Here is a 17,296-nt window from a genome sequence, read left to right as displayed (position 1 = left end):
AGCCATGAAAAATATCCTGAAAAAAAACACTGTCTGTCTGGTTCTGTTTGTGTCTTTCCTGTTTTCCTGCAAAGACCTGAGCCAGTTGAATATAAACCCCAACGGCGTTCAGCCCGAAACGGTCAACCCGAACCTGATTCTGCCTACGGTCCTCACCGAGACCGGGAAGGCGTTCGTAAACCTTGGCTTTCAGGACATTGCCGGGGTGGTTCAGCACACGCAGAAAGATGCCTGGTTTAACGGGCACAACGATTACGACTGGGGGGGCGACCAAAGCTGGACCCCTTACTACGACCTGCTCCGCAACAATGACCTGCTCTACCAGCGGTCGGTTACGCTCAATATGGAGTTTCAGCAGGGGGTTGCGCTGGTCATGAAATCCATGATCTTCGGCCTCATCACCGATCTGTGGGGCGACGCGCCCTATACCAATGCGCTGAAAGGTGAAACCGGCGGGGCCGATTATATTACGCCTAAATTTGATGAGCAGGCGACCATTTACGCGGGTATTCTGGCCGATCTGGACAAAGCCAGTACCTTGCTGTCGAAACCCAAAACGGCCTATTCGAGTATTGTGGAAAGTGCCGATGTGTATTACGGGGGCGATCCGACCAAATGGCAAAAGCTGGCCAATTCCCTTAAGCTTCGCTACTTGATGCGTATTTCGGCCAAGCAACCCGACGTGGCCAAAGCGGGTATCGAGAAGATCGTTGCCAATCCGGCTCAGTACCCAATTATCGACGATGCCTCGGCCGATGCTACCATGGCGTTTGTGGGTAACAACTCGGGCGATGCCTGGCCGTCGAACACGGTATTTGATATCAGCGGCAGCAACTACCGCCGGATAAAGATGTGTTCGACCCTGCTCAAACCGATGCAGGCTACCAATGACCCACGGCTCGCCATCTGGGCGAAAAAGGTAGAAATTCCGCTGTCTGTCGATGCCAAGTTGCCCGCCGGTACGGATAAAATCATGAACGGCGTACGGTACCTGTCGCCGGATAAAGTAGGGTCAACACCCGTCGATACCGACCCGAACTACGTAGGGCTTCCCCCGAGTGTGTCGCAGCTGCCATCGGGCTATAACTTCAACCCAACACCGGGCCAGACATCAGTTAACCCGCACGTATCGTACCTCAACGAGATCTACATGCAGGCTAAAGGCTCGTTGCTGAAAGCCCGGCTGGTGTCGGCGGCTGAAGTGCGGTTCATCCTGGCCGAAGCTGCCCTGAAGGGCTGGGCCGCCGGAGATGCCAAAACGCAGTACGAAGCCGGGGTTAAAGCCTCGCTCACTACCTGGGGTGTTGCCAGCAGCTACCCTGCTTTCATTGCTCAGAAAGGGGTCGCTTACGAGGGTACGCAGGCGCAGATAATCGGACAGAAATGGATTGCAAGCTGGACAAACGCCACGGAGGCCTGGTTCGACTACCGGCGGACGGGTTTACCGGCCCTGTCGGCGGGTATCGCGGCCAAACGAAAAGCGTTGCCGCTGCGGTTTTATTACATGCGGGATGAGCTGAACCTTAACAAAGCCAATGCCGGAGCCGCCGTCGATAAACTGGAGGTAACCACAAACTCTCAATCCGACGGCAAAAACAGTGCCTGGTCGAAGCCCTGGCTGGTTCAGGGAACGGGTAAGCCCTGGTAGATTTTTGTTTTTGTGGTGGTTTTTATGGCGTCCTTATGTGGTATCAGCTTTGAAAAACTGACACCACATAAGGACACCGCAAAAACTATCTAATGCTTTAGCCTACATGAAAAAAATCGTTTTTGCGCTTCTGTGTTTCGGCCTGACGGTCGTTTCCGTTTATGCCCAGGTCTTTAAGGCGGGGGCGGCTGTAAGGCTGATTACCCCGAATCCGTTGCTGCCTGTTTCCGGCGGAATTGGCACGCCCAAAAAAGCAGTTGAGGCAAAAGGGGAGTTGTTTGTCAGGGCCTGCGTTTTTGAACGGGGCGGCACACGCATTGCCATCGTCAGCGTCGATAACCTGGGCTGGCCGTCGGTATTGGGCAATAAATCGAGGGCGCTCATCAAGGGAATCCCTCCCGAAAATATCCTGATCGGTGCTACCCACACCCACAGTGGCCCTGATGCTTATGGCTTCCCAAACGAAAAGGGGGAGTCGTTTGCCGATCTTCCGTATCTGGATAAATGCGTACACGCCATTGCCGATGCCGTCAATGAAGCGCTGGCAACGGCCAGTCCGGCCACCTTGAAAATTGCCGTTGGCGATGCCAAAGGGCAAATTGCCTACAACTATTACGCTCCGGCGCTGTATGATCCTCGCTGCGGGGTTATTCAGGCCGTAGGCACATCCGGCTCAACCGCCGGGAAGCCCATTGTAACGCTGGTGAACTACGCCATTCACCCGGAGGTGATCGGCTCGGACCGGGGAATTCTCAGTCCGGATTTATGTGGTCCGCTTTGTCAGCGAATCGAGTCGAAAGCGGGGGGCGTGGCCCTGTTCATGAACGGCGCTCAGGGCGGCATGGTCACGGCCGACAACCGGCGGGAGGGTGGTAAGGAAGCCAACACCTGGGAGGAATGCACCCGCATTGGCGAGCTGCTGGCCGACGAAGCCCTGCGCATTATCACCCCTGCGGCTCCGCAATCGAACCCTACCTTATTCTGTACCACCCGTAACATTACATTTCCTATCGAGTCGGAGGTGATGAAGTACATCGTCAAGAACTCACCGTTGACGTATCCTGTGGCCGCCGGGGATAAGGTGATGACGCAGGTCAATCTCCTTACTATTGGCAGCGCACAGGTACTGACCATCCCCGGCGAAGCCCTGCCGAACATCGGGTACTACCTGAAGCGCCACATGCACGCTCATGTGCCTCTGTTGTTCGGACTGACGAACGATGCCTTCGGGTATATGCTCACGAAAGTAGACTTCAATAGTTTTAAACGGTACGAGTACATCAGCCGGACTAGTCTGGGCGAAAACACGGCTGAGATTTACATGGACGAAGCCCTGAAATTAATTGCCGGCTCACCAAAGGCAGATGACTATAAATAGCGTAAATACCCTGTACTGACTACTTTCCTAAACCCTGTCTCCCGCTTCTGAAAAGGAGCGGGAGACCCTTTTACTCCATGAAACTAAATCGATTCAAAACCCTTGCCCTCGCCGGTCTCCTTGGTGTCAGCGCACTTTTTTCCTTCGACCTGCCCGAACCCGCCGATGGCATTACCCCGGCCACTGCCCTGGAAAGCTATCTCAAAAACGGCGACCAGTCGTTTAAGTGGGAAGTGAAAGATACGTACACCTATGGCGATATTACGGCCTACGAAGTGATGCTCACCTCCCAAAAATGGCGTGAACACCTCTGGAAGCACCAATTAACTGTAATGGTGCCGAAAGAAGTCAATCAGGACGGGGCTTTGCTGTTCATCACGGGCGGTTCGCTTAAAGAAGGCGAACCCAGATGGAACGGTCGCGAGGATGGCTTTAACCGGGCCATGAGCACGCTGGCTACGAAAAATAAGGCCATTGTGGCCGTACTTCGGCAAACACCCAACCAGCCGCTGTACGATAACCTGACGGAAGATGCCCTGATTTCCTACACCCTGCATCAGTTCAAAAAAGACGGGGATTACTCCTGGCCGCTGCTGTTTCCGATGACGAAGAGCGCCGTTCGGGCTATGGACGCCGTGCAGGAACTAGCTAAACAGACACTGCACAAAGACGTTAACCGCTTCGTTGTGTCGGGAGCGTCCAAACGGGGCTGGACAACCTGGCTGACGGGTGCGAGCGACAAACGGGTGGCAGCCATTGCGCCCATGGTGATCGATATTTTGAACATGCCCGTCAATCTGGATTACCAGATGAAAGTCTGGAACAAGTACAGCGAACAGATCGAAGACTATGTGAAAATTGGTATTCCGCAAACAGTACACAGCAAGGAAGGGGCGGCTATCAACCAGATGATCGACCCTTACTCGTACCGTAAAAAACTAACCATGCCGAAAATGCTCATTATGGGCACCAACGATGAGTACTGGACGGTCGATGCGGTAAAACATTACATTGGTCAGATACCGGGCGAGAATCGCATTCATTACGTTCCCAACGTGGGGCACGATCTGGGCGACAAACGGCAGGCGCTGGAAGCCCTGAACGCGTTCTTCGGAACTACCCTGAACCGGCAACCCTACCCAGCCTGCCAGTGGACCGTTTCGACGACAAAAACAGGAGTAAACCTGACCGTAAAAGCAACCGCCGATCTGCTCGAGGACGCTGTCATCTGGTCGGCCAATTCAACGGATATGGTTTTTCAGGATGAGAAATGGGAAAGCAAAAGCCTGGGCGTTAAAAATAAAGGGGTTGTAACACTAACCGACATGTATCCGGCATCGGGTTTCCGGGCGTTCTACGTTGATCTGAAGTACAAATCCCCGACGGGCGGCACCTATACGGAAAGCACCCGGATGTTCGTGACCGACAACGACGAGATTTTCCTGAATTAATGACTTTACCACCGGCTCTCAAAACTGGTCAGCCCGAATTTTAGCCGCTGAAGTTAGATTCAGGTTGCGCATGCGACGGATGGCGTTTGACAGATAATAAAAACCAGCGTCTCCGCAAACGCTCCTGCGTGAGATGGAGATAGCTACCTTCATGGGCCCTTAAATTGGGCGTTTCATTCGTACTAACGTTGAGCATCACAGTAAGAAATGATTCGAGCAGCGGGTCATATCCGGCCGTAAAGATCATGTCTGAAACACCTGACCCGTTGAGCTCCGTCCTAACTCTGTGAAACTTACAGGCGTTTCGACTAAGCGAAAGTGCATTTCGGCTAAATCTGTTTTGACCTTCATGCAGACCTTTGCATGAACAAAAACAGAACTATGAAAGCGATTCGAGTGTATGAGTTTGGTGGTCCCGAAGTAATGAGACTGGCCGAAATAGAACGCCCCGTTCCGGCTCCTGATGAGATTTTAGTGAAGGTATACGCCAGCAGCGTGAACCCCGCCGATTACATTTTTCGTGAAGGCGGAAATGAGCTGATGCGGTCTTTCCTGACCTTACCGTTGGGCCTGGGTCTGGATGCTGCAGGTATTGTAGAGGAAACGGGTAATCAGGTAACTGGTTTTAAAAAGGGTGATAAAGTCTATGGCGTGCCAAATTTTCCCGGTGATGGCAGTTATGCGGAGTACATTGCCGCCAAAGCAAGTCAGTTTTCATTAATGCCCCATCATATAACCTTTAACGAAGCCGGCGCCCTTCCTTCCTGTGCCCTTATTGCCTGGAATGGTATCGTGGAGTTGGGTAAGATACAACCCGGACAGCGGGTACTGATTCATGGGGCAGCCGGTGGGGTAGGCAATCTGGCGGTGCAGTTTGCTAAAGCAATGGGTGGCTACGTGATCGGAACCGCATCTGCCCACAACGTTGATTTTCTGAAAGAGCTGGGTGCCGACCAGGTGATCAATTACACTACCGAGCGTTTTGAGGAGCTGCTGAGCGATATAGACCTCGTATTCAACGCGTCGCCTGTTCGCGACGGGAGCATCCGGCTGAGGTCGGTTGAGGTTCTAAAGGAGGGAGGTATCTATGTCTGTACGCAACTGGACCAACCCCTTACGGACGACTTTTTGACCGCACTCACTCAAAAGAACGCCACCGGGACGTTGGTTGGCGGTGGTAGTATAACCTATACCTCATCACTGAGCGGTACCACCCAGCTAATTAATGAGGGTAAAGTAAGAGCGGTGGTGAGCAAGGTATACCCGTTGCAACAAGTGGCAGAGGCCCATCGCCAAAGTGAGACCAAACACGTGCGGGGCAAAATTGTTCTTGAGATAAGAAAGGAAAGCGAACCCCATGAAGCGGTTTAACACCATCAGTGAATTTCTGCAGTTCAGGCAGTTGCCCAAACCGGAGCACCCCTTGATCAGTGTGCTTGAATTGGCGTCCGTTGATGGTCTAAACCTGCTTGAACCGGTCACCTGGGTTTGTGATTTTTATTGCATTGCTCTTAAACGGGTGGTCAATGCCCATGAAGTTAAATTGAAGTACGGGCAGCAAACCTATGACCATGACGAGGGTATTTTGACCTTTATAGCACCTAACCAGGTATTAAGCCTCTCGATCGATAAACAGATTACTCAACTCAATCAATCCGGATGGATGCTGCTCATCCATCCGGATTTTCTATGGAACACCCCCCTGGCAACAACCATTAAACACAATGACTTTTGGGATTACTCGGCCAACGAAGCTTTGTTTCTCTCCCAAAAAGAAGAGGCTTTGCTGGTGGGCATCCTTAAGACGATTCAGCAGGAGTACCAGTCAACGATCGATACGTTTAGTAAACCCATTATTATTTCTCACCTTGAAACCCTGCTTACTTATGCCGACCGGTTTTACCATCGGCAGTTTATTACCCGCGAGAAATCCAGTCATCAATTACTGGAACGGTTGGAGAAAATAGTAAATGCTTATTTTGATAATGGCGATTTAGTGGCAAAAGGACTGCCAACGGTGAGCTATATCGCTGAAATGTTAAACGTGTCCCCCAAATATTTAAGCCGTACGCTAAAAGTGCTGACCGGACAAAACACCCAGCAGCATATTCACGAAAAGCTGATCGAGAGAGCCAAAGAGAAGCTATCAACCAGCGAGTTGACTATCAGTGAAATTGCTTACGAATTGGGCTTTGAACATGTACAATCATTTAGTAAGCTGTTCAAAACAAAAACGAACCAGTCACCTCTGGCGTTTAGAGCTTCGTTTCATTAAGTTAGGGTCGGTTACAACGTTACCGGGCCCGGTTAGGCAACCATTTTAAGTTAGTGATGTTGATTGCCTAATCTTACCAAACGTTCCTGCATGAGACAAAGGATCGCGTTCAGTTACCTGCTTCCAAAATGGGCGTTTAGTTGGACGACCTGCTTGAGTAACTGTCAATCACTATTTCTGGCATAAGTCTGAAAAATAAAGGGGCACGATAAGAATAGGCAATTCAGGGTGCACCAAACGGGCTGTCGTCCATGAAACGTTAGACAAACGGTTTCTTTATATACCAATTACGCCTTTTATACCAGGCAAATCGTTTTCGCAGGGCACTTCTGACCGAAATGTGTTTTTCCCGATTCGTGTCTTCATGCAATCCCCTATGATAAGCCGAAAACAAATTGGTGTAGTCGAGTATACGGATGGCCGGCTCATCGGCCGCTACAACGGCTAGCATATCGACCTGCTGGCTGGTCAGCAGATCAATGGCCGCTTTCAGTGAACTGTTGGGCGAAATAGACGGGTACTGATTAGCCGCCAGCACAACATGCAGGGGAGCCGTTTGATCGGGGTAGGCGATGAGAGTGGTCAAACTCACGATGCCACGGGGGTGGTGATCTTTATTCAGTACCACAAACCGCTGGCTTCCAGTGCCCGTTTCCCGAAGGTGTTGATAGACCTCAGGCAGCGTACTCTGGTCGGGCAGGAAGACATCGCAAGGGGTAGCCACCTCCCCGACGGTCCATTTTTCCAACCAGTCGGGTTCGTAGGAGTTGGGTGTTTTAGTGCCCCGCCGGGCTATTTTCTCGGTCATGATGGTATTCTCCATCAGCAGAAATGAGATGCTGTACGAGCCCGTACAGGCAGCCAGCAGGGGCAGCAGACTGTTGGCCTGCAACGTTGTTTCCAGAGCAAACACAATGGACGTTAACACCGCCCGGCTGGCCCCGGCAAACAGCGCTGACATACCAACCAGTGCGGCCAGGGGCAAATTGATATCCAGCGTGGGAAATAACAATACCAGCGCATGCCCCGCCAGCGCACCCAGGGCACCACCAATGGTCAGCAGGGGAGCCAGCGTGCCGCCCGATGTGCCGCTACCCAGCGAAATGGACCACGAAAGAAGTTTGAACAAACACAATGATACTATAAGGGACACGGGCATTGACCCCGACAAGAGGTCGCCGATGTTGCGGTAACCAACCCCCAAGGTATCAGGGGAAATATACCCGATAAGCCCTACCGCCAGTCCGCCCAGTGCAGGCCACCACATCCAGTGAAGAGGCAACTTTTCGAAGCCATCTTCAATAAAATAGACCAGCTTGGTTATGACGACCGACAGCCCCCCAATCAGCAGACCAAGAGCACTATAGGCTAATAAAGCTGCATTGCTCGCTTTGGGGATTGGGTTGGACATGGCAAAGACCGGGCCTGTACCAAACAGCAGATGATGACCCGCAGCTCCCGTTATGCAGGCCAGTGCCACGGGAATGATCGATCGGGTTGAGAACTCGAACAACAAGAGCTCAATGGCCAGGAAGATGGCCGCCAGAGGAGTGCCAAAGATGGTGGCCATTCCGGCCGTAGCACCTGCCGCCAGCAGTGTTTTCCGCTCAGTATCGCTGATGGTCATCATCTGGCCAAGTGTAGACCCCAGAGCGCCACCTGTCGCAATAATGGGCCCCTCAGCACCGAAGGGGCCACCCGTCCCAATCGAGATGGCCGCTGAGAGGGGCTTTAAAAAAGTGATGATTGGCTTGATTCGACTTTTGTTGGTTAAAATCTGCTCCATCGCTTCGGGAATCCCATGTCCCCGAATGGCTTTGCTCCCGAAGAAAGCCATCAGGCCTACTGCTAACCCGCCTACTACCGGTAAGCCAATTACCCACAAACCCAGCGTGTTTTCGGCCGGGTTACTCTCGGCAAGGGACAAGCGACCAAAAAAAGAAATATTGGAGACCAGATTGATAAGATTAACCAGTGCTCTGGCAATCAGTGCTATACCGGCGGCCAGGCCTACGGCCAGCATTGCGACAATCAGAATTCGTCTTTTTGATGCAGTAGGACGACCGCTCTCTGACGATTCGGCGATAACCTGCTTTAATGATGTTGAAATCGGGATTGGCCCGGCTCCAGAAGAAGATGGATGCATCAGCGTAAATAAGGTAAAATATGATACATGTCATATTTTTATGGTAAATTAGTTAAAAAATAAACTAAATTTATGATTTAAATCATTTTTAAGATTACGTAATGAAAGTTGTTATTCGGAGACATTACCGGATTGCTCGGTATGTTATATACCGACAGACCCTGTTGGCACCCGCCGATCATTTCTGGACGTTCCTGGGCGCTTTTACGGCTATTGCTTCGATAGGCTTAATAAACGACTCGAAGTTGGTTGAGCAGGATAGTGTATTCCTGATTGGATCATTCGGGGCCTCGTGCGTGTTGATCTTTGGAGCAACTCATAGCCCGTTGGCTCAGCCTCGCAATGTAGTGGGCGGGCATTTGCTGGCTTCGGTCATTGGGGTAAGTGTTTGTAAACTATGTCCTGATCAGCTCTGGCTATCGGCGGCTCTGTCTGTTTCGCTGGCCATTGTAGGGATGCAAATCACCAAAACCATGCACCCCCCGGCAGGTGCTACAGCCCTGATCGCCAATATTGGCTCAGAAAAAATTAAAGGCTTAGGCTTTCATTATGTAGTAACGCCCGTATTGACTGGCGTGCTGATTCTGCTTAGTATTGCCCTGATCGTTAACAATATCCCTCAGAATCGGTCTTACCCCAGTCAGCCAATCCGTTTTTCGAGGTACCGTAGGCGGTATAAACGGCGTCGTTCGGCCGATTCGACTACTTGATCCCGCATACGAACCAGCCCATGAAAAGTCAAAAAATATCCTGTGATTTAAGCACTTGCCTACTCTGTAAACACAGCCAGGCCGGTTGGCGACCGCTGATCGGCAGTAACCGCCAAATGTTGTTCTTTAAAAAGAAAGAGGTAATCTTTTCCGAGGGGAGTCAGGTAGCCGGGGTCTATTTTGTGTATGCGGGTACGGTGAAAATACATCAGGCATGGGGTCCGCAAAAAGAACTTATTCTAAACTTTGCCCGTCAGGGAGAAATGATCGGCTATCGGGCACTGGGCAATGATCAGATTCTGCCTATTACGGCAACGGCTTTGGACGATGTTACCATCTGCTTTCTTCCAATGCCCTTTTTTAACCTCTCTCTTCAATCCAATCATCAACTCACGTACGAACTGATGAAATTTTATGCCAATGCGTTGCAGGAAGCTGAAAAACGGATGCGTAATCTGGCCCTGATGGAGGTGAAGGGACGGGTTGCCGAAACATTGCTGATGTTGCATCGGAAATTTGGTACGGATGAAACGGGCCGGATAAACATGGCTCTTTCCCGGCAGGATATGGCCTCGTTTGCGGGGACAACTTACGAGACTTTCTTTCGAATGCTCAACCAGCTAAAAGCGGATAAATTGATTCAGCAGACTGACAAAGGCCTGACCATTCTGGACGAAGCAACACTAACCGTTCTTACCTATGTCAATCACTAATCGGCGAAGTCGGCCTAATCCCGGCTGTACGACCTCTTGTCAGGAAGGTAGCGGCATCGACGGTTCGTCGATAAGCTGGTTTTAGTGCTTTTAGACTACAAAGGCGACTGATGGTGTTTGACAGATGTTAAAAGTCAATGTCTCTCTTTACCCTCCCATATGAGACAAAGGGATTTCATATGTCCGCTTCTTAAAACCGGGCCGTTTCGGTAAACTATGTATTGCTAATAGCTCTTAATAACTATCCTTCACCTAGGGGGCTTGGTCGACGGAGTGAAGGTGATCGTTAATGCGCATGAGTAGCTCCTTCATCAGGAAGGGTTTGCTGATGAACTCATTGGCTCCCAACTCCCGACAAGTAGCGCGTACTGTACTTTCCGTGGCGCCGGATACGACAATAATAGGGATGTGTTGGCCTCTTGCCGAACTGCGGATTCGTTTAATTAAGTCCTGACCCGTAAGTGAAGGCATATTTAAATCCGTTACGATGATATCCAACTGATTCCCCTCTTGAAACCATTCCAAGGCTTCCAGTCCATTTGAGCAGATCGTCAAATCAAAGTGTCTCTTCAGACCGTGCTGAACAAGGAGTCGAATCGATGGGTCATCATCCACGAAAAGAACATGCTTACGTATCGTGTATTTTTCCACCAAAATGTTTTCTAAATAATTATGCAATAATAATAAATATGTATATAAAACCTATATAGTTACAGCTAATTATTGATCAGCCAGGGCCGGTAGATGACAACGTTTTATCTTTAGAGAGACCTCAGGCGAAAGGTAGGCATGCGCCATTTTTTGGGATAGTCCTACACCGGTTGCGATTGGCGTAGGATAGCCAGTTAAACCAGGCCACTCCGCAAACGCTGGTGGAAAGTTCAAGCTAAGCCAATTCACCGACAGAACATGTTTTGCGTATAAATACAACATTGAAATGGCCTTCTTGCTTTTAGCAGATCATTCTGCAAGTGGTAACCCTTACAGCTTGTAAAGATAATACCCCACCTCCCTCCAGTAAACTTCAACACGAAATAAGCCAGATGATTGAATCGCATTATTTTTCCGGTTCACAGCCAGTTGGCCGTTCCACCAAGCCACCTATTATCTATCAGGGCAAGACTTATTATTGTGCCATAAGTGTACAAATGACTTATCGGCTAATTGGCTGGACCCATGATCGATTGGTTTGGAAGATCGGCGATCATACCGAAGCAGGGTGGAGCGAAGATAATTGGCCCACTGCAAATGATCAGCATATCAATGGGTATTGTCAAAGTCTCTGCCGACCGGGGCATTATTGATCAGAATGGCCTCAGTCTGGAGCGAAGCGGGCATTATCTGCGTCGCTAAATGGTGAATGGTTTGGAGTTCTTTGTAAAACTTTATCAACACACCTACGCGGCCCATTGATCGCAGGAGACTCGATAACTTTCTTGAAATGGGCGAAAGAGTCCAATAGAATCATACGGGTGGGGTGCCTTGCCGTCCAATCATAAGCTCTACATGAGCACATAATGTAAATGAGTAATAATACTTAAAAAATTTCACTCGAGTTCAAGAGTTAATTACGCGACGAAGCAATTCAGTAACGGGTCAGATATACGAGCGTTTATCCATCTTACCGTGGACCAATATTAACCATTCGAAAACCGTAATGCCGTGGCTGTAAATTCTCGAATGGTTAGTATTGTTTCAAATAAAAGACTTCGTTGATTTAGGGAATATATTTCGATATTTATTCAATTAATAGGAGCCTATTGTTGCGTTAATTTTTAAACAAGAAGGTAGCCTTACTGTACTTTTCTTATTAAATTAGTTGTCTACCAAGACACCCAGATTTATCCGTTTTAGCAGATAAATAATGAGAAGACAGGCGCTCATTGCCAGAAAAGTAGATAGAAAAGGAAGGATAATAAAAGAGCCCCAAAAAGTTAATGGCGTGTGTAGTGATGGTAATATGGCTGACAATGTTGCTACCACTAATGGGTTTAAGCAAAAAATTCCCATTGTATTTTTTGATATGATGTTAATAAGAAAACTTGTAGATGAATTCGATACATTAAAATTTAATTCACTATTCATAAAGACGTACACCAGCAACAGCGATGCAATAAATACGCTTGGCAACATATAAACAAATTGAGGCTCAGTTCCTTGATGAGATAAATAAACTTCCAACGGAATAAGAAGAGGTGTCAAAAGTCCCAAAATTAACGGGAGAAACAGTTTTTTAGAAAAACCACGGGCAGCATAGGTTATTCCAAGTAAAAGGTAAGGTAACCAATAGATAAACAGGCGATCGCCTATCTTGGTAATTGATCCTATTGTTAAGAAAGAAGAATAGGTTAGAAGACTGTAAAATAAGATTGATAATAAAATTATTATACCAGGATGGTTTACAAAGTATTTTTTAAAGTAACGAATACCAATATAGGCCAGAATTAACTGGAAAAGGATAATAAAATAATATTGCCCGCTCCATCCGTATCCCAACCAATGCATCGTTAAAGCTTTGGTAAATGTCAAAATTTTAAAATCTGCATTAAGAAAAAAATAGATAGTAGACCAAAATAGAAAAGGAATTAAAAGCTTATTAAACCGCTTGCTCAAGTATAATCCCGGATTTCCTTTTCTGATAATAGACCTTTCAGAAAAGTAAGCCCAAAAGAAGATAAAAATAGGTACGCAGAAACGAAATACGATTGTGGTAGCGTTTACAAATGAGGGTGGATAAGGTATTAGAGATGAGCCATGTATGAAAACTACGGCAAAAATTGACCATGCTTTTAAGATGTCGGCGCCTGCTGACCGATGGACAATTGCAGGACTTTTTTCTAGTACATTCATTATTTGACTGAATAGTGGTGGAGTGAATTGAATAAATTTTACAAGTAATGTAATCCGTCTGAGAGGTATTAAACTGTTAAGTCTTGACTATGGCATACTCTTTAAATAAATGTTAAGTGAACTATAACATTAGAAACCTTTTTTGTCTTAAGCCCACTTTTCATAAACAATCTTTAAAAGGTAAAATTTAGATTGGCAAATGGATGGATATAGACTTCCGTTTTCCGATGGTTTTTTCTCAGTATTGAATTTTATCGCCCTCTAACGCTATTCACAACCAACTGGACATAACGTATTGAAAAAGTTTCACTTGTTAACGGGCAGCAAGAAGTTATTTAAACCGTATATTTTTTAGGGTAGAAACACCCTTTTTTTTAACTAATTTTTTTATTCTAAAAAGTGTATTTTTCAAATTAGTTTATTGTAGTTTATTAAAAAGGTTGAATAAGGTATTGAGTTTAGTAATAATCATATTTACCTACATTTAACTATATAATTGTCGTAGATAAGTAACTCCTGCAAAGCTGTAAGCAGTTTAGTGCGTAACGATAGTCGCGTTCAGGATTGTAGACCAATCTTTCCAATCCGGTGCCCAATTCCACCTTTTTTTAATTAAATAGACGATTTATAGTGGCGATTTCAGGACCATTGACCAGCGGTCAACCGCAGTGGTCGATTTCGTAGCAAACTAACCGCGGCCTGGCGGGGAACTGCGCGGTGGTCACCGATCCAACAACAGCTTTTAAGCGTAATGGCAAGATCTTGAGTAGTTATCTTGTCCACTATCGGGCGGTCCATCTAAGGTGAAATCACCAGCCTGTGAAATCCGGAATTCGCTGGTTAACCCTACCGAAATGCCCAGTTCACTACGAGAAGTACAGATGCTATGCTTCTGATGGCGTTTGACGGCTCTTACAAACCGGTACTTGATCGAGTGATTCTAAGTTAGGTTAATCTGCTTTCGGTAAATGGGGGTAAAAGGCACAGTTTGTTTCACCTGGGTAGCCTGTATAACGGTCAGGCACGCGCCACGGTAGCCGCCTGTGCGGTGCACTACTTTTGTATGTAACAGTTGAGTATATAATTATTAAATAGTTACCAAACAGATGTCATTAAAAAGCGGTTAAAAGGATAAAATTTTGTGTAATACCTATTTCATAGTCTATTAATCCTCTTATATGGCAATAAAAGCAGATTTGTGTTAACTACTTGGAGCTTAAAACTACATTTTATTCACTTTATAAGCATAGCACGCATGACTCATCGTTTCCTTTATTCAACTCTTTTGACTTTGTTTGGCGTCTGGTTATCAGTTACGGCTAAAACGGTTACTTCCAATACCAGCTCATCGGCCCGGGTAGGCAGTTCTCAACTGGCGGACTGCCCGGCTCCGTATGAAGAGAGGGATGGCTTAGTCGTCATTGAAGCCGAAAACCTCAACCTGCCTTCGGGCTGGCAGAAAAAAACGACCGCCCCACGCTACACCGGCAACGGTTACATCGAGTGGGTCAATGCCGATAACTTTTCCCAACCCGGCACCGGTCTCGTCGAAACCACTATCAAGATCAACAAGGTAGGTAAGTATACTTTCCAGTGGCGCAACCAGGTGGGTAAAGGCACGGTGCTCACCGATCACAACGACACCTGGCTGCGCTTCCCCGACGCAAGTGATTTCTACGGGGAACAAGGCACCCGCAAAGTGTACCCCTATGGCAGCGGAAAGACGCCCAACCCTAACGGGGCGGGGGCCGACGGCTGGTTCAAAGTGTACTTCAACGCGGGTGTTCAGGATTGGGCCTGGAGCAGCTTCGTCAGCGACAACGACCCGCACTCCGTGATTGTTGAGTTCAGCACACCGGGTGTGTATAAGCTCCAGATATCGTCTCGGTCGGCGAATCACCTGATCGATCGTCTGGTGCTGTACCACTCGTCGGTAAATTATTCGACGGCTCAGTCGCTGTCGACGGGGGAAACGACCTGTTCGGGCACCCCACCGGTTGCCAACCGCCCGCCGGTGGTTGCCAGCCCGCTAGCCGATCAGACGGCTCAGGTGGGTACGGGTTTCAACTACACATTTTCCGCAACTGCCTTCAGTGATCCGGATGGTGACGCCTTAAGCTACTCGGCGAGTCTGTCGGATGGGAGTTCTCTACCTTCATGGCTCCAGTTTAATGGAAGCAGCCGGACCTTCAGTGGTACCCCGCCCAGCGCTACCTCACTAGCCATCCGGGTAACGGCCAGCGACGGTCGGGGTGGTCAGGTGTCGGATGAGCTGACGCTGACGGTCAATTCGGCGACGGGCAGCCCGCAGTCGGTGGTAAGTTTCAGTCTGATGAACGCCGACACTGAGCAGGAAATTAAACTACTGACCCCTGGAGAGCAGCTTAACCTGGCTACTCTTCCCACGCGTAACCTGAACATCCGCGCCAACACGAATCCGGCCACGGTGGGCTCGGTGGTCGTCGTTTTGAGCGGGTCGCAAAACCAAACGCAGACGGAGACCGCAGCGCCCTATGCTCTGTTTGGGGACAACGCTGGCAATTATAATGCCTGGACGCCGGTTGTGGGTAGCTATAGCCTGACGGCTACACCCTATGCCGGGGGGAATGCTACCGGGGCCGTTGGCACCGCACTTACCGTGGCTTTCACGGTAGTGAACCAGCCGGATAGTCAACAGATGACCCGCTTCTGGCTCATCAACGCCGATACCGATCAACCCATTCAGGAGTTGACCGCTGGTACCCAGCTCAACCTCTCCACGCTACCCACCCGCAACCTCAACATCCAGGCCGCCACCGAGCCTACTGTAGTAGGCTCGGTCTCCTTCAACCTGAGTGGCCAGCAGAGCTATCAGGTCGTGGAAGGGGTGGCTCCCTACGCTCTGTTTGGGGACAACGCTGGCAATTACAATGCCTGGACGCCGGTTGTGGGTAGCTATAGCCTGACGGCTACATCTTATGCCGGGGCGAATGCTACCGGGGCCGTTGGTACCGCACTTACCGTAGCTTTCACGGTAGTGAACCAGCCGGACAGTCAACCGTTGACCCGCTTCTGGCTCATCAACGCCGACACCGATCAATCTATCCGGGAGTTGACCGATGGGCAGGAGGTGGACCTCTCGAGTCTGCCCACCCGTAATCTGAACATTCAGGCCATTACGGAGCCTGCCGTGGTTGGCTCGGTGGTCTTTGAGCTAAGTGGTCGGCAGACGCGTCGGCATGTAGAAACGGTAGCCCCCTACGCCTTGTTTACTGATAATCAGGGGGATTATGCCAGCTGGACGCCTGAGGTGGGTTCTTACACGCTGGTTGCCACGCCCTACTCGGGAGCGGGGGGTACGGATGCGGCCGGTCTACCCCGACGCGTCTCCTTTGTCGTGACCAATGCGGGAGCAGCTCGACTGGCTGCCGGTCGGGGGGAGCCCTCTGTAGAGGGTGGTTGGCAGGTGCGGGTGCTGGGCAACCCGGTGACGGGTAGCGAGGTGGTGGTCGAAGTCAGCGGAGCCCAGGGCAAGTCCCTCCACTATGAGCTGCTTGACGGAAGCGGCCGGTGTGTGCAGACGCAGCAGGTTCAGCAGGCGCTCTCCCTGGAGCACCAGACGATGCGCATCGACAGTCAGGGGGCTGGTGTGCTGCTGTTGCGGGTAAGCACGCCGACACGCAGCCAGACGGTGAAGATCCTGAAGCAGTAAGCCCTTACTCAATCAGTCTCCTAAGCCCAAGCGCCCACCTGGAATTCCAGGTGGGCGCTTGGGCTTAGGAGACGAACTAAGATTGACAGATCGTTAAAATATAGTATTAATAAAGGCTAGCCCTTAAAAGAAGGCCCATGTATCTGTTTTCTGAAAAGGGCCTTACTGGATGCACAGTACCTTTGGATGGCCCGCAAAACATCATCTTACCTCTTTCAACAGATTCTCGGTAAACCCTCCTACAAGAGACAAGGATGATTTTACTTGTCCACAAATGGAGAATAGTATAAAGTTTAACACCTACAGGAGTCCTACGCAGCGGCCCGATTGCGCTGTGGAAAGGCAAGGGGACAGCCTTTCATTAGATTAAAGGAATAGTTGTAGATTAGCAACTTGGCAGTTGGTTATAGTAAAGAGTAAAAGCCGCGGTTATT

Annotated in this window: 12 protein-coding genes; 9 read left to right on the top strand and 3 right to left on the bottom strand. The window is 49.3% G+C overall.

What is annotated here, in order from left to right:
- Positions 1-4 precede the first annotated feature (4 nt).
- The 5 genes from ACYVJM_RS10845 (at position 5) to ACYVJM_RS10825 (ending at position 6,752) form a co-directional block, all read left to right on the top strand.
- Positions 5-1,648 carry a SusD/RagB family nutrient-binding outer membrane lipoprotein gene (locus ACYVJM_RS10845; protein WP_461148243.1) on the top strand — a complete coding sequence of 548 codons (1,644 nt, stop codon included), beginning with the start codon at positions 5-7 and terminating at the stop codon, positions 1,646-1,648.
- A gap of 106 nt (positions 1,649-1,754) precedes the next feature.
- Positions 1,755-3,026, top strand: coding sequence for a hypothetical protein (locus ACYVJM_RS10840; RefSeq protein WP_461148242.1), 1,272 nt, complete (start codon positions 1,755-1,757; stop codon positions 3,024-3,026).
- Positions 3,027-3,103: 77 nt separating this feature from the next.
- Positions 3,104-4,477: a PhoPQ-activated pathogenicity-related family protein gene (locus tag ACYVJM_RS10835; RefSeq protein WP_461148241.1), complete on the top strand. Its 1,374-nt coding sequence runs from the start codon at positions 3,104-3,106 to the stop codon at positions 4,475-4,477.
- 381 nt (positions 4,478-4,858) lie between these two features.
- Positions 4,859-5,848, top strand: coding sequence for an NADP-dependent oxidoreductase (locus ACYVJM_RS10830; protein WP_461148240.1), 990 nt, complete (start codon positions 4,859-4,861; stop codon positions 5,846-5,848).
- Positions 5,835-6,752 carry a helix-turn-helix domain-containing protein gene (locus ACYVJM_RS10825; protein ID WP_461148239.1) on the top strand — a complete coding sequence of 306 codons (918 nt, stop codon included), beginning with the start codon at positions 5,835-5,837 and terminating at the stop codon, positions 6,750-6,752. The genes ACYVJM_RS10830 and ACYVJM_RS10825 overlap by 14 nt, the downstream gene beginning before the upstream one ends.
- 259 nt (positions 6,753-7,011) lie before the next feature.
- Here ACYVJM_RS10825 and ACYVJM_RS10820 read toward each other — a convergent pair whose 3' ends face one another.
- Entirely contained in the window at positions 7,012-8,898 is a 1,887-nt protein-coding gene (locus ACYVJM_RS10820) for a chloride channel protein (protein ID WP_461148238.1), read from the bottom strand.
- Between the two features lie 101 nt (positions 8,899-8,999).
- On the opposite strand from ACYVJM_RS10820, the gene ACYVJM_RS10815 reads away from it, so the two are divergent.
- Together ACYVJM_RS10815 and ACYVJM_RS10810 are read left to right on the top strand one after the other, a co-directional pair.
- Positions 9,000-9,608 carry an HPP family protein gene (locus ACYVJM_RS10815; RefSeq protein ID WP_461148237.1) on the top strand — a complete coding sequence of 203 codons (609 nt, stop codon included), beginning with the start codon at positions 9,000-9,002 and terminating at the stop codon, positions 9,606-9,608.
- A gap of 20 nt (positions 9,609-9,628) precedes the next feature.
- A complete protein-coding gene (locus tag ACYVJM_RS10810; RefSeq protein ID WP_461148236.1) occupies positions 9,629-10,321 on the top strand; it encodes a Crp/Fnr family transcriptional regulator in 693 nt (230 codons plus the stop codon).
- Positions 10,322-10,573: 252 nt separating this feature from the next.
- Here ACYVJM_RS10810 and ACYVJM_RS10805 read toward each other — a convergent pair whose 3' ends face one another.
- Entirely contained in the window at positions 10,574-10,936 is a 363-nt protein-coding gene (locus ACYVJM_RS10805; protein ID WP_461148235.1) for a response regulator, read from the bottom strand.
- A gap of 561 nt (positions 10,937-11,497) precedes the next feature.
- On the opposite strand from ACYVJM_RS10805, the gene ACYVJM_RS10800 reads away from it, so the two are divergent.
- Positions 11,498-11,674 carry a hypothetical protein gene (locus ACYVJM_RS10800; protein WP_461148234.1) on the top strand — a complete coding sequence of 59 codons (177 nt, stop codon included), beginning with the start codon at positions 11,498-11,500 and terminating at the stop codon, positions 11,672-11,674.
- A gap of 462 nt (positions 11,675-12,136) precedes the next feature.
- Here the strand turns inward: ACYVJM_RS10800 and ACYVJM_RS10795 are convergent, their stop codons facing one another.
- The gene (locus ACYVJM_RS10795; RefSeq protein ID WP_461148233.1) at positions 12,137-13,171 is read right to left on the bottom strand and encodes an acyltransferase family protein; all 1,035 of its coding nucleotides are present in this window, start codon (positions 13,169-13,171) and stop codon (positions 12,137-12,139) included.
- 1,255 nt (positions 13,172-14,426) lie between these two features.
- Here ACYVJM_RS10795 and ACYVJM_RS10790 point away from each other — a divergent pair.
- On the top strand, positions 14,427-16,862 hold the full coding sequence (locus ACYVJM_RS10790) for a putative Ig domain-containing protein (protein WP_461148232.1): 2,436 nt from the start codon (positions 14,427-14,429) through the stop codon (positions 16,860-16,862).
- Positions 16,863-17,296: the final 434 nt, after the last annotated feature.

This window comes from Spirosoma pulveris (assembly GCF_054781875.1).
Note: the sequence above shows the minus strand (reverse complement) of the source record. Positions and strands in the feature narration are given on the sequence as shown.

What these genes read in the sequence shown, in the direction of transcription:
- ACYVJM_RS10845 (WP_461148243.1), top strand. Translation starts at nt 5, where the DNA reads ATGAAAAATATCCTGAAAAAAAACACTGTCTGTCTGGTTCTGTTTGTG.
- ACYVJM_RS10840 (WP_461148242.1), top strand. Translation starts at nt 1,755, where the DNA reads ATGAAAAAAATCGTTTTTGCGCTTCTGTGTTTCGGCCTGACGGTCGTT.
- ACYVJM_RS10835 (WP_461148241.1), top strand. Translation starts at nt 3,104, where the DNA reads ATGAAACTAAATCGATTCAAAACCCTTGCCCTCGCCGGTCTCCTTGGT.
- ACYVJM_RS10830 (WP_461148240.1), top strand. Translation starts at nt 4,859, where the DNA reads ATGAAAGCGATTCGAGTGTATGAGTTTGGTGGTCCCGAAGTAATGAGA.
- ACYVJM_RS10825 (WP_461148239.1), top strand. Translation starts at nt 5,835, where the DNA reads ATGAAGCGGTTTAACACCATCAGTGAATTTCTGCAGTTCAGGCAGTTG.
- ACYVJM_RS10820 (WP_461148238.1), bottom strand. Translation starts at nt 8,898, where the DNA reads ATGCATCCATCTTCTTCTGGAGCCGGGCCAATCCCGATTTCAACATCA.
- ACYVJM_RS10815 (WP_461148237.1), top strand. Translation starts at nt 9,000, where the DNA reads ATGAAAGTTGTTATTCGGAGACATTACCGGATTGCTCGGTATGTTATA.
- ACYVJM_RS10810 (WP_461148236.1), top strand. Translation starts at nt 9,629, where the DNA reads ATGAAAAGTCAAAAAATATCCTGTGATTTAAGCACTTGCCTACTCTGT.
- ACYVJM_RS10800 (WP_461148234.1), top strand. Translation starts at nt 11,498, where the DNA reads ATGATCGATTGGTTTGGAAGATCGGCGATCATACCGAAGCAGGGTGGA.
- ACYVJM_RS10795 (WP_461148233.1), bottom strand. Translation starts at nt 13,171, where the DNA reads ATGAATGTACTAGAAAAAAGTCCTGCAATTGTCCATCGGTCAGCAGGC.
- ACYVJM_RS10790 (WP_461148232.1), top strand. Translation starts at nt 14,427, where the DNA reads ATGACTCATCGTTTCCTTTATTCAACTCTTTTGACTTTGTTTGGCGTC.